11 protein-coding genes are annotated in these 12676 nt (G+C 71.2%); 3 read left to right on the top strand and 8 right to left on the bottom strand.

Annotation, left to right across the window (positions count from 1 at the left end; all coding sequences use genetic code 11):
- Positions 1-249, bottom strand: a complete 249-nt coding sequence (locus H149_RS0100365) for a DUF1272 domain-containing protein (protein WP_020647732.1) — start codon at positions 247-249, stop codon at positions 1-3.
- A 30-nt stretch (positions 250-279) separates the two neighbouring features.
- Positions 280-1458 (bottom strand): FAD-dependent oxidoreductase, encoded by a 1179-nt coding sequence (locus H149_RS0100360; protein ID WP_020647731.1) that lies wholly within the window; start codon positions 1456-1458, stop codon positions 280-282.
- Between the two features lie 194 nt (positions 1459-1652).
- On the opposite strand from H149_RS0100360, the gene H149_RS0100355 reads away from it, so the two are divergent.
- Positions 1653-2144 carry a DUF4442 domain-containing protein gene (locus tag H149_RS0100355; protein ID WP_020647730.1) on the top strand — a complete coding sequence of 164 codons (492 nt, stop codon included), beginning with the start codon at positions 1653-1655 and terminating at the stop codon, positions 2142-2144.
- A gap of 21 nt (positions 2145-2165) precedes the next feature.
- On the opposite strand, the gene H149_RS0100350 is transcribed toward H149_RS0100355, so the two are convergent.
- The gene (locus H149_RS0100350) at positions 2166-2657 is read right to left on the bottom strand and encodes a nuclear transport factor 2 family protein (protein WP_020647729.1); all 492 of its coding nucleotides are present in this window, start codon (positions 2655-2657) and stop codon (positions 2166-2168) included.
- A gap of 265 nt (positions 2658-2922) precedes the next feature.
- Here H149_RS0100350 and ligD point away from each other — a divergent pair, with 265 nt between their 5' ends.
- Positions 2923-5568, top strand: a complete 2646-nt coding sequence (gene ligD, locus H149_RS0100345; RefSeq protein WP_026352717.1) for a DNA ligase D — start codon at positions 2923-2925, stop codon at positions 5566-5568.
- A gap of 17 nt (positions 5569-5585) precedes the next feature.
- Positions 5586-6506 (top strand): non-homologous end joining protein Ku, encoded by a 921-nt coding sequence (gene ku, locus H149_RS0100340; protein ID WP_020647727.1) that lies wholly within the window; start codon positions 5586-5588, stop codon positions 6504-6506.
- Positions 6507-6568: 62 nt separating this feature from the next.
- Here the strand turns inward: ku and H149_RS0100335 are convergent, their stop codons facing one another.
- The 5 genes from H149_RS0100335 to H149_RS0100315 form a co-directional block, all read right to left on the bottom strand.
- Positions 6569-7009 (bottom strand): YciI family protein, encoded by a 441-nt coding sequence (locus H149_RS0100335; RefSeq protein ID WP_020647726.1) that lies wholly within the window; start codon positions 7007-7009, stop codon positions 6569-6571.
- A gap of 239 nt (positions 7010-7248) precedes the next feature.
- On the bottom strand, positions 7249-7785 hold the full coding sequence (locus tag H149_RS21835; RefSeq protein WP_051101759.1) for a tetratricopeptide repeat protein: 537 nt from the start codon (positions 7783-7785) through the stop codon (positions 7249-7251).
- 399 nt (positions 7786-8184) lie between these two features.
- Positions 8185-10857, bottom strand: a complete 2673-nt coding sequence (locus H149_RS19190; RefSeq protein WP_020647725.1) for a hypothetical protein — start codon at positions 10855-10857, stop codon at positions 8185-8187.
- Between the two features lie 82 nt (positions 10858-10939).
- Complete coding sequence (locus H149_RS0100320; protein ID WP_020647724.1) at positions 10940-11635, bottom strand: hypothetical protein; 696 nt, start codon at positions 11633-11635, stop codon at positions 10940-10942.
- A 121-nt stretch (positions 11636-11756) separates the two neighbouring features.
- Positions 11757-12635, bottom strand: coding sequence for a DMT family transporter (locus H149_RS0100315; RefSeq protein WP_020647723.1), 879 nt, complete (start codon positions 12633-12635; stop codon positions 11757-11759).
- Positions 12636-12676: the final 41 nt, after the last annotated feature.

The raw sequence follows: 12676 nt of genomic DNA, 5'->3' as shown, positions 1-12676 counted from the left end.
CTACGCGACCGCGCCGCAGCCACCCGGCCGCAGCACGCGCCGGGTCGAGGCCGGATGCCGCAGCAGCGCGTCGGCCGGCCGCCGCGGCCGCGCCAGCAGCTCGCCGCCGCAGTTCGGGCAGCGGCCGCCGAGCGTGGTTTCGGCGCAGCTCGCGCAGAAGGTGCATTCGAACGAGCAGATGCGCGCGTCGCCGCTGTCCGGCGGCAGGTCGCGGTCGCAGCACTCGCAGTTCGGTCGCAGTTCCAGCATCGTCGTTCTCCGCGGCGTGGGGCTGAGATCCTACGCGCGGCGCATCTTCGCCATCAGCGCCGCGAGCTGCCGCACGGCGGCTTCCGACTCGGCGTGGTTCGGCGTCGCATCGGCGTTGCCGTAGTCGCCGGGCGCGCCGGTCTGCACGACGATGCCGTCGCGGCGCGGCACCACGAACAGCGAGCCGTAGCTGAGGCCGTAGTTCACCTCCGGCTGCGGGATCAGGCGCCCGATCTGGCCGCGCACCGGCACGATGCTGTCGTCGCCGAACAGCGCGCGCGCGCCGTAGCCGGTGCAGTTAACCAGCGTCTTCTCGGGCAGCTTCTCGAGCTCGGCGGGGCGTTCGAACTCGCGCGTCTCGATGCGTCCGCCGCCGCGCTCGAAGTCCTCGATCAGCAGGCGCGAGTAGCTGCTGAGGTTGTAGACCATCGTCGTGTAGCGGCGCACGTAGGGCACCGGGAACGGGTGCGCGCCGGGCGGGATGTCCTGCCCGCGCGGCCACAGCGAGCGGATCAGCGGCAGCAGATTGGCGTAAACGGGCTCGCCATCGCCCTCGCCGTGGCCGCCGTTGAACGGCTCGTCGCCGAGCGCGTAGCCGTCGCGCCATTCGATCGGATCGCCGGGCAGGCCGAGCAGCGTCTGATAGGTGCGGAACGATTCGCGCGCCATCGTTTCCCAGCGTGCGACGGCGTCCGGCGTCGCGTGCTCGGCGGTGCAGTAGCGCGAGTCCGGCGACCACACGCCGGTCGCGCGCGAGGAGCGCACATCCGGCGGACGTTCGCGGGCGTAGATCGTCACTTTCAGACCGGCCCGCTGCGCGAGCAGCGCCGTGGTCAGGCCGATGGCGCCGCAGCCGATCACGCCGACCTCGGCGACCTGCGTCGCCAGCACTTCGCGCAGCGCGAGCCGGGCCGAACCCCAGGACAGCGACCAGCCGCTGCCGCCGTGGCCGTAGTGGTGGACCACGGTCTTGCGGCCCAGCTTCTCGGCCTCGATGCGCGGGCCCTGCGCGCGAAACGGCCGCGTGCAGACGCTGATCGCGATCAGCCGGTCCGGCCGCGCGCGGATCGGCGCCAGCGGCGGCAGCGGATCGTAGTCGGTCGGCGCGGTTGCCGTGGCGACGGCGCGCGGCGCGCTCGCGCAGCCGCTCGCCATCGCGCCGAGCGCCAGCGTGGCGCCGGTCGTGCGCAGAAAGTCGCGACGTTGCATGAAGCTCCCTGTCCGTTTTTGCGAGTGCCCGTCTCGAGCAACGCGGCGGCCGTCGCTTTCGGAAAAGGCGGGCCGCGTTTGCGTGCAGTGTGCGGCGCTGCTGGCCGCGCCGCCAGAGCGGATTCCTGCCACGGACAAGGCGTGCGGCCGGCGCGGCGCCGACAATGCCGCAAACGACTCGAGGAGGGTGCGACATGGCCGGCAATCGTCTTTCCCGCGCGGTGGCGTACTGCGCCGCGCTGCCGGGGCCGCTGCGCCGGCGCGCGACCACGCTGCTGTTCAACTCGCAGGTGCGCTTCGCCGGCACCGCCGGTCTGCGCTTCGAGACGCTCAGCGAGGCGCAGGCCGTGGTCGTCGTCCGCAACCGCCGCAAGGTGCAGAACCACATCGGCGGCGTGCACGCCGCGGCGATGGCGCTGCTCGCCGAGACTGCGAGCGGCGCGGTGTTCGGCATGAACGTGCCGGACGACCGCCTGCCGCTGCTCAAGAGCATGCACATCGACTACGTGAAGCGCGCGCAGGGCGATCTGCGCGCCGTCGCCACGCTCGACGCCGCGCAGCGTGCCCGCATCGTCGCCGAAGCCCGCGGCGATCTCGTCGTGCCGGTGACGATCACCGACGCCGCCGGCGAGTCGCCGGTCGTGGCGACGATGACCTGGGCCTGGGTGCCGAAGCAGCGCGATTGAGCGCCGCCGCGGCCGGCGCGCTCAGGCCAGCCGCTCGTAGAAGCCCGGCGTGCGGTCGACGCGCAGGCGCGTGAGCTTGCGGTAGCAGATCAGCCAGCGGCCCTCGACCTTGCGGTAGTGCTCGAGGTAGTGCCCGTAGCCGTGCAGGTGTTCCTCGCGGGCGCCGTCGCGCCACCAGAGGTGGTCCTCCATCGGCCAGATGCCGGTCGCGGTGGTGTCGGAGGTGAATTCGATCTCCGGCGTGTGCGCGTGATGCACCGAGGTGATCGGCGTGCGGTGCTCCATGAAGTGGCGGATCGCGGCTGCCAGCGATTGCGGGCCGACCACCTTGTTGCGCACGCCGCCGGCCTGCGGCTGCAGCGCTGCCGGCAGATCGCCGTAGGTTTCCGACCACGCGTCCTCGGTGTGCACGCTGCCGTAGAGATCCCACTGCTTGCAGTCCATGTAGCGCAGGCGGCGCGCGAAGACTTGCTTGATCTCTTCGATCGCCAGCAGCTTTTCGGTCTCGGTCATCGATGCACTCCTGCGCGGCCGCAAACTGCGGTTCGCGAGCAGCCTGCAGCGTGTGCCGCCGGCGTGCCTCCGCCGAATGGAGGTGGGTGCGCGGCGGCGCCGGCCGACCGGCGTACCATGGCCCGGCGGCGTTCGTCCGCAGGGACGGGAGGCTTGCCGTCGCGGCGATGTGCGGCAGCCTTCCGCGGCATCCGGGTGTTCAGCGCTTGCTCAGTGGGCCGGAGTGATGTTGCCGGTTCCTGCACGCAAAGCCGAGGGAATGACGATGCGGCGGCTCGCGAAATACCGGCAGATGCGGCGCTTCGATGTGACCGCGGAGCCCAGCGGTCGCGAGCCGCCGGCAGCGCGCCGCGGTGCCCGCGCGCGGCTGCGCTACGTGATCCAGCTGCATCACGCGCGGCGCCGGCACTTCGACTTCCGCCTCGAACTCGGCGGCACGCTGCGCAGCTGGGCGGTGCCCAAGGGCCCGTCGCGCGATCCGGCGCAGAAGCGGCTCGCGGTCGAGGTCGAGGATCATCCGATCGCCTATGGCGATTTCGAGGGCGACATCCCGGCCGGCCAGTACGGCGCCGGCCATGTCGACATCTGGGATCGCGGCTGGTGGGAGCCGGAAGACGCCGATGCCGACGCCGCGATCCGCAAGGGCCATCTGCATTTCACGCTGCACGGCGAGCGTCTGCAGGGCCGCTGGTCGCTGGTGCGCACGCATCTGGCCGGCCGGCAGCCGCAGTGGCTGCTGATCAAGAGCGACGACGCACACGCGCAGGCCCCGGACGTGGCCGATGACGTCGTGCTGCGCGAGTGGCGCGCACAGCACGGCGGTGCGCGCCGCGGCCGCGCGGCGACGGCCTCTGCCGGGACGGCGCAGGCCGCCGCGAGCGCCGGCACACATGCGCGCCGCCGCGCCGATCCGCCGCGCGACCCGTTTCCGCAGCAGGTCGGGCTGCAGCTGGCGCGTCTGTCCGCGCGCGCGCCGGCTGGCGCCGAGTGGGTGCACGAGATCAAGTACGACGGCTATCGCTTCCTGGCGATGCGCGAAGGCCGCCGTCTGCGCATCGTCTCGCGCAACGGCCTCGACTGGACCGCGAAGCTGCCGGCGGTGCAGGCCGCGGTGCTGGCCCTGCCGTGCCGCGACTGCATCCTCGACGGCGAACTCGTCGCCTTCGACGAGCACGGGCGCAGCCGCTTCGACCTGCTGCAGCAGCGTTTCGGCGAAGGCGGCGAGCTGCAGGCCGTGGTGTTCGATCTGCTCTACCTCGACGGCCGCGATCTGCGCGGCGAGGCGCAGGACACGCGCAAGGCCGCGCTGCAGCGGCTCCTCGCCGCCGCGCCGCCGCCGCTGCAGCGCTCCGAATACCTCGTCGGCGACGGCCCCGAGGCGGCCAGCGCCGCGTGCCGGCTCGGGCTCGAAGGCATCGTCAGCAAGTCGCGGCTGGCGCCGTACCGCGAAGGCCGCGGCGGGGCCTGGCTGAAGATCAAATGCGTGCAGTCCGACGAGTTCGTGATCGTCGGCTACACCGCCGGCCGTGGCGCGCGCGCCGCGCTCGGCTCGCTGCTGCTGGCGCGACCACAGGGCCGCGGCCGGCCGTGGCGTTACGTCGGCCGCGTCGGCAGCGGCTTCAGCGATGACCTGCTCGCCGAACTAAGCGCCGCGCTGCGGCCGGCGAAGACGCCCGTCGCACTGGCGAACCCGCCGGGCCGCGCCGAGCTGCGCGGCGCGCACCCGATCTGGGTGCGGCCGGAGCGGGTCGTCGAGGTCGAATTCCGCGCCTGGACCGACGACGGTCTGCTGCGCCAGGCCAGCCTCAAGGGCCTGCGTGCGGACAAATCGCCGGCCGATGTCGCGAGTCCGGATCGCGCGCCGCAGGTCGAAACGCACGCCGCGTCCGGCGGCCGTGCCGTGCCGGACGCGAAGAAGGCCACGGCGCGCGCGACGAGCCGCGAGGCGCGGGCCGGCAAGACCGGCAAGAGCGGCGGCCGGACGCGCGCCAAGCCCACGCGCGCGGCAGCGCGCAGGGCCTCGGTGCCGACCGCACGCGCACACCGCAAGGCCGGCGATCCGCCGGCGCCGTACCCGTTCACGCATCCGGAGCGGCAGGTCTTCACCGATCCGCCGGTGACCAAGGCCGAGATCGGCGCGCTCTATACGGACATCGCGGCGCAGATCCTGCCCGGCATCGTCGACCGGCCGCTGGCGATGCTGCGCTGCCCCGACGGCATCGCCGGCGAATGCTTCTTCCAGAAGCATCTGACGCCGGGCTTCCGCGCCTCGGTGCACGCCGCACCGGGCGGCGATCACGATCCTTATGTCTACATCGAAGACCTCGACGGCCTGCTCGCGCTGGTGCAGATGAACGTCGTCGAGATTCACGCCTGGGGCGCGCCGCTCGCGCGCCCGGATACGCCGGACCGCATCGTCTTCGATCTCGATCCCGCGCCGGACGTCGCGTGGTCCGCGGTCAAGGCAGCGGCGCTCGCGGTTCGCGAGCGGCTGAGCGCGCTGCGTCTGGAATCATTCCTGCGCGCGACCGGCGGCAAGGGTCTGCACGTGGTGGTGCCGCTGACCGGCGACGACGGCTGGGACGCCGCGAAATCGTTCGCGCATGCGCTGGCCACCGCGCTCGCGCACGAGGAGCCGCAACGCTATGTCGACGTCGCCGCCAAGGCGCGGCGCGGCGGGCACGTGTTCGTCGACTATCTGCGCAATGCGCGCGGCGCCACCAGCATCGCCAGCTACAGCCTGCGCGCCCGCCCCGGCGCGCCGCTCGCCGTGCCGCTCGGCTGGGACGAGCTGCCGAAGCTGCGCTCGGCCGCGCAGTACCACATCGGCAACATCCGCGAACGCATCGCCAAACGGCCCGAGCCCTGGGCCGGCATCGACGATGTCGAGCAGGCGCTGCCGCGCCGCTGACGCCAGGAGAGCACCGCATGGCCAAGCCGCTGTGGAATGGCGCCATCTCGTTCGGACTGCTGCACATTCCGGTGCAGCTGATGAGCGGCGAGCGCCGGGTCGATCTGCACTTTCACCTCGTCGATTCGCGCGACAACTCGCGCGTCCGCTACGAGCGCATCAGCGAGGAGACCGGCGAGGAAGTGCCATGGAAGGACATCGCCAAGGCCTTCGAATACGAGAAAGGCAATTACGTCGTGCTGCGGGACGAGGACTTCCGGAACGCGGCCCCCGAGAGCAGAGAGTCGGTCGACATCGAGGCTTTCGTGGACCCGTCCGAAGTCGGCCCCGAATACTTCGAGCGGCCCTATTACCTCGTGCCGCCGAAGAAAGCCGAGAAAGGCTATGTGCTGCTGCGCGAGACGCTCAAGGCGCTGCACAAAGTGGCGATCGCCCGCGTCGTGATCCGGACGCGCGAGAGCCTGGCGATGGTGCGGCCCAGCGGCGACGCGCTGCAGCTGCTGTTGCTGCGCTATCCGCAGGAACTCGTCGCGAGCGACGCGTACCACTTTCCGTCCGGCACCGCGAAAAGCCATCGCATCAGCCCGCGCGAGTCCGCCATGGCGCGCCAGCTGGTCGAGTCGATGAGCGACCGCTTCCGGCCGGCGCAGTACAAGGACGAGTTCCGCGAAAAGCTCAGCCGGGCGATTCGCGAACGCCTCAAGCGCAAGGGCGCGCGCATCGCCCGCAAGCTCGAAGCCGAGCCGGCGCACGAAGGCTCCGACAAGGTGGTCGATTTCATGGCGCTGCTGCGCAAGAGCATCGCGACCAATCGGCGCACGCCCGCGCAGGCGGCGCATCGCCCCGCGGCCGAGAAGCCGGCCCGCAAACGCCCGCGCGCCAAGGCCACGCCGGCCGCTCCCAAGAAGACGCACCGCTCGCCGCGCAAGCGTGCGTGAGCGGCGGAGTGAAGCGCGCGTTGTGGACGATGCAGCGCCGCGCCTGCACGCGTTACCCGCGACTATTTGGCGTCGCGCGCCTGCCAGGCCGACGCGCTCCACGTCGGCGCCGCTTCGTTGATGAGTTGCAGAATTTCGGGCGGCAGATCACCCGCACCCGTCAGCTGGCGAATCTCCAGAATGTCGTCCGCATGATGGCCGCACGGTGCGCGCAGCGCCCATGCAATGGCCTCGTCCAGCGAGTCGACGTCGATGAGGTAGAAGCCTCCCACCAGTTCTTTCGACTCGGCAAAGGGGCCGTCCACGACATAGCGCCTGCCGTTGGCGACCGCGATGCGGGCGCCGGGCGCCGCGGGATTGAGTCCTTCGGAGGCGACCAGCACGCCGGCCTGATGCATCTCCTCGTTGAAGCGCATGTAGGCCTTGAAGAGTTCCGCGTCGAAATCTGACGGCTCAGCCGCCTTCTTCTCCGCACTCGCCTGCGCCGTGATGATGAACCGCATAGCCTGCTCTCCGATTGTCGGTGGGTTTCAGCTACGACGAACGAGCGAAGCGAAAATCGACAGGCCCGCTGCAATCAAGTAAGGATCGCCACCACGCGCCTCGCCTGCTGCCTGCCGAAGTGTCGCCTCCGGAATGCGAACGTGGCCAGCAAGCGGACCGCGACGCCCGCGCCCGTCCCTCGGCAGACAGCGCGCGACGGCCCCTGTACAGCTCGCGTATGGAGTCCGGGTACGACGGCCTAGGGTACGTCGACGGCAAACTTGGCGATGAACTCGTCTGCGAGCCGCTGCCCGCGCTGCAACTCTGTCGGAACCAGCCGATCGGTGAGGCTGATGACGGATTTTCGCGCGTCATCCGCAATGGCCTCTTCCGTCGGGTCGGGGCCGGCTTTGAGATGAAGCTCGGCGCTGGCGATGGCGCACCGGTACCACGCGTAGGCCAATGCTCGGTCCTGCTTCACGGACTGACCGTTTTCATAGGCCCCGCCCAAGTGCCATTGAGATTCTGCATGGCCTTGCATGGCCGCCGACTGCCAGAGCGCCAAGGCCCGGTCCTGTTGCGGCTCCACCCCGAGGCCATTGAACAGGAGGAAGGCCAGGTTGTTCTTCGCGCTGACTTCGCCGGCCTCAGCCGCGATGGTCCACTGCGCAGCGGCTTCGCTGTAGTTCTTGGTTCGATACGCCTCAACGCCCTTGTTGTACGGACTCTCCGGAACACGCTCGGTTGCGCATCCGAAGAAGAACAGAATCGCCAGAAGAGCCGCGTGCACTCTCATTCAACTCTCCCCCAATCGCCATGGACAGGATGGCTTCCGCAGTGACAGGCGCTGACTTTGGCGAAGGCCGTGATGAGGCCAGGCGCCAAGTGAACCGGGACCGATGATGCCGCAGGGGCGCGGCCGCTGTCTCGTCCGCAGGTATGAGCGATGCGGTTCGGGCGCTGCAAAGAAGAAAGGCCTCCGTCTGGGCGGAGGCCTTTTGTATTGCGAACGCGGCGTTAGGGGCGGTGTGGTGGCGCCGCCGCTTGGGCGTTCAGGGACGCTCTGAAAACGCTCATCCGTCGTCATGGCGAGTCGCCGTAGGCGGCGAAGCCATCCAGCGGCGCACTGCGCCGGTGGCTCCGGATCGCCACGGCCGCTGAGCGGCCTCGCGATGACGGCGTTTTTCAGACTTCCTCAGGGATGTTCCGGTGGCGTCGCGGGCTGCAGATTCTGCGTGGCAGTGCCGTTGTCGGGGGATGGCGCGGGCGGGTTCTGCGCGGGCGAGACCGGCGATGACGCGGCCGGCGCGGCCTGCGCAGCGCTCGGTGCAGCGGTGCCGGCCGCCGGCGGCGGCGCGGCAGTGGCGGCGCTGGTGTTGGCAGCAGCCGCAGCGTTCGCGGGCGCCGCGCTTGCCGGCGCGCGCGCGGCGTCGTCGGCCGGCGGCGGCAGGGTTTGCACGTCGAAGTGCACGCTGTGCGCGAGCGAGGGTTCGTCGCGCAGGCGGATGTAGAGCCGGCCGTCAGTCGGGTGCGGCACCGGCAGGCTCGCGCCCGGATAGCCGTCGGAGACTTGCACGGCGCCGTCGAAGTTGTCGGAGCCGGACACCGCGTCGAGCAGGAACAGGTCGCTGCCGGACAGGCGGCAGGCGAGCTTGGCGTCGTCGGGGCACTTGAGTTCGCGCAGTACCGGCAGGCGCACGAGCGTGGCGAGCGGCTGCCAGTCGCCGGCGACGTTGTCGACCACGGCGCGGAACTTGAGCGGACCGAAGGCGGAGAAGCCGAAAGCCTTGGCCGGATCGAGCGTGGCGACGGCGACCTTCGCGGTCTCCAGCTTGATGCTGCCGTTGGCGATGCTCAGCGTCGTCGTCGCCGATTCGTCGACAGTGGCGATCTCCAGCGTCTCGTTGCGGGCGAAGCGGGCCGGCGTCTGCGCGCGCACCGAGAACGTCAGCCGTGCGTCCTGCGGCAGCTGGTCCTGGTTGGCGAGCAGGATGTTGGTGCTCGGGCTGGTCGGCGACGGCAGCACGCTCTTGCCGATCAGCACGACGCTCGGCCGCGGGTCGTCGACGCTGACGCTGACCTTGGCGATGCGGCCGTCCTTGAGCGTGACGGTCGCGGTCGGGTGGCTGTCGGGCTGCAGCGCGGCGGCGGCCGCGGCGTCCTGCGTGACCATCGGCAGCTCGTCGTCGCGACCGCGCGTCGACAGCTCGCCGGGCACGAACAGCAGATTGTCGATGGCGAGGCTCGCCACTTCATCGAGGCGCGCGCCCTTGAGCACGCCGCGCGTGTCGCCGGCGTGAATCGCGAAGCCGTCGAGGCGGGCGCGGCTGGCGAAGACCTTGAGCGGGATCTGGTGCGGCTCGTCGGTGCCGTACTGGTCGATCAGCAGGTTGACGGTGCCGGGCTGCGCGTCCTGCAGCGGCAGCGTGACTTCGACGAGGCCGGGCTTGAGCGGTTTCCACTCGGCCTTCAGCTCCTTGCCGGCCGGGTCGCGCAGCATGATGTTGTCGACGCAGCTGACGCTGTCGGTGCGCAGGTGCACGGTGTCCGGGCGGCCGACGATCAGCGCGTCGTCGTCGCCGTCGGCGAGCGCCCAGGCGTTGGCGCGCGCGTTGCGCAGGCGGAAGCTCGGGCCTTCGTAGGGCTCGAAGCCCCAATAGCCCATCAGCGTGCCGCGCACGTCGTTGCCGAGTTGCGCCGGCTTGAGCGCGGCGGTGTTGACGACATAGCCGCCGCGCACGGCGTCGGCGCGCGCCGGCAGGCGCACGGTCTTGCCGTCCTGGCCGCGCAGCGTCAGCGTGATGTCGTGCGCGAAGTTGGTCGAGAAGGCCAGCGGCGCGCCCTCGACCGGCAGCACGAGATCGGTACGCGACGCGCAGTAGATCTCGGTCGGATCGACGGCGTGCAGCGGCGGCAGATGCGGTTCCTCGATCGCCGGCAACGCCACCACCAGCACCGATTTCGGGTTGTAGAACGACGGCGGCGTGTTCAGCGACAGCGCCAGCTTGTCGCCCTTGTGCGAGACCAGCGCCGGGATGTACTGGTACTGCGCGGTGCTGAACGAGTCGAAGATGCGCACCATGTCGAGCACGGAGGCGATGTACGGGCTGTAGACGCCGTAGCCGAGTTCCGGCGTGGCGCTCGCCGCCATCACCAGATCGGCGGCCGCGCCCGAGGTCAGCGTGTCGGCGATCGACATGCTGTGGCCGTCGTTGAGGATCAGCGACTCCTGGCCCTGCGTCAGGCACGGCGCCTGCAGCTGCGGAATCTTGTCGAGACACTTGTCGTCGACCTTGATCGACAGGCTGCGCGCCAGCAGCGGCGCGGTCTGCCGCAGTACCGCCGGATCGCCGTAGCTCAGCGTGCGCACGGCGGCGACGTAACGGTCGAGGCGCGAGCGGTCGAGCGAGGCCTGATTGAGGTCCTGGCTGGCGCGCACGAAGGCGCCGGGCCGGCCGCGCACCGCGCCGACGATGCCCTTGAAGTCGCCGCTGGTTTCCGGCGCGAGGAACAGCAGCGCCTGCTGCGCGCCCTTGGGCACCGTCACCGTCAGGCCCTCGCGCGCGCACTTGCCCGTCCAGGTCTTGCACGGGAAGAACCATTCCTCCGGCGGCGGATTGGTCGAGCCGGTCAGGAACACGGCGACCATCAGGTAATGCGCCGACTGCGATGGCGGGAACTCCGGCTTGATCCAGATGCGGTCGCCTTCCTGCAGGTTCGGCACTTCGGAGGCCGGCAGGATGGTGTTGCCGCGCGTGATGACAGCGTCGAGCGTCGGGCCGGCGAGGTCGAACGGCGCGGGCGCCGCCGCCTCGGCGAGGCCGCAGCTCAAGGCGGCCAGCAGCGGAAGAAGGAAACGGGAACGCATGGGGGATTCGTCGGGTTTGTGAGCGGCGCTCACGGGAACGGGTGCGCAGGGCGCCATGGCAGTTTCAGGGTCGCCGTCGCGTTCATTGGTAGCGGGCGGCGATCTGCTGCCAGGTCTTCGCCGCGTCGGCAAACAGCGCGTCGCGCGCCTGGCGCTCGGCATCGAGGCGCCGCGCGTCGAGCGCGGCCGGCGTCTTCCAGGCCGAGGCCAGATCGCCGCTCTCGGCGCGGCCTTCGGCGCCGCCGAACGGGTAGCCGGTGCGCACGTCGACGAAGCGCCCGCTGGCGGTGCTGAGCAGGCGCGCGCCGGCCGGCGGTGCCTTGCCGATCGGCAGCTCGCTGGCGGCCGCGTAGGACTGGCCGTCGGCCTCGAAGCGGGTGTCGACGGTGTAGAAGAACAGCACGTCGGCCTGCCGCTTGGCGGCCGCCAGGCGCAGGGCGTCGAGCGTTTCGAAGCTCCGCGGCAGCAGCGCCGGATCGAGCGCGATCGCCGTGCCGACCAGCGGCCACTGCGCGAGCGCGGCGAGCGAGGTCTGCGGCTCGCTGCCGGGCAGCACGCTGTAGCGGCCGCCGCCGAGCGCCGTCGCCGAGGCCGAGCGGTAGCCGGGCGCCTGGATGCGGACGATGGCGAGCGTCATCGGCAGCTGCGGGGATGGCGGTTGCGTCGCCGCGTCGGCGGCGGCGCCGAGTTCGGCGAGCGGGGCCGGCCCGCCGGGCGTGGCGTAGTGCGCACAGCTGCACAGCAGCATGCTCAGAACGAAGGCGGCGATCGGGCGCAAATGCCTGCTCCGTTGGAAAAACGCGCGAAGTCTACCGGCATCCGCCGCAACCGGCGATGAACGAAAAGCGCCGGACGGCCCCATTTCGTGGCCCGCGCCCGCGCGGCAGGCCGCCGGGCGCTCAGGCGCGGCGCTGGCCGAGCCAGACGCCGGCCGCCGCCAGCGTGAAACCGGCCGCGTCGTGCCAGCCGAAGCGGGCGTGCAGGACCAGCGCGGCGAACACGGCCGTCACCGGCGGCACCAGATAGAACAGGCTGGCGACACGCCCGGCGGCGCCATGCCGCAGCAGCCACAGATACAGCAGCAGGCCGCTGCAGGAATTGACGAGGATGACCCAGGCGATGCCGGCGATCACCTGCGGTTGCAGCTGCAGCGCCAGATGCTCCAGCCGCCACGCGAACGGCAGCAGCACGCACAGCGAGGCGGTCAGCTGCACGACCAGCGCCAGCCGCGGATCGAGCGCGCTCGCGTGGCGCTTCTGGTAGAGCGTGCCCAGGCTCAGCGACAGCAGCGCCGCGCCCATGCTCAGGTAGCCGAGCAGCGGCCCGGTCGCGCGCAGATCCGGCAGCACCACGAACAGCACGCCGGCGAGGCCGAGGCCGAGGCCCAGCACGGCATTGCGATGCAGCGATTCGCCGAGCAGCAGCGCCGCGCCGGCCGCCGTCGTCAGCGGCATCAGGCCGGTGATCAGGCCGGCCGCCGCGGCCGGCACGCCGGCGCGCAGGCCGGCGTAGGTGAAGCCGAAGAAGCCCGCCTGCAGCAGCACGCCGGCGATCGCCGCATGCGCCAGCGCGCGGGACGAAGCGGGGGCCGCGCGGCGCAGCAGCAGCCACAGGCCGATCAGCAGCGCCGAGCCGCCGAAGCGCACGACCGCCAGCGTGAACGGTCCGCTGCCGTGCAGCGCGGCGGCAGCGGCGATGTAGCCGGTGCTCCACAGCACCACGAACGCCAGACCGCCGGCGATGCCGGTATCGGGTGCGGTCGGCGGGGTCTGGTTCATCGGCAGTCGGTGGCGGGCGCGCCGGCATTCTAGCGACGCGC

Origin of the sequence: Solimonas variicoloris DSM 15731 (genome assembly GCF_000382285.1) — a bacterium.
Taxonomy (GTDB): domain Bacteria; phylum Pseudomonadota; class Gammaproteobacteria; order Nevskiales; family Nevskiaceae; genus Solimonas; species Solimonas variicoloris.
This window is presented reverse-complemented; position numbering and strand designations above follow the sequence as displayed.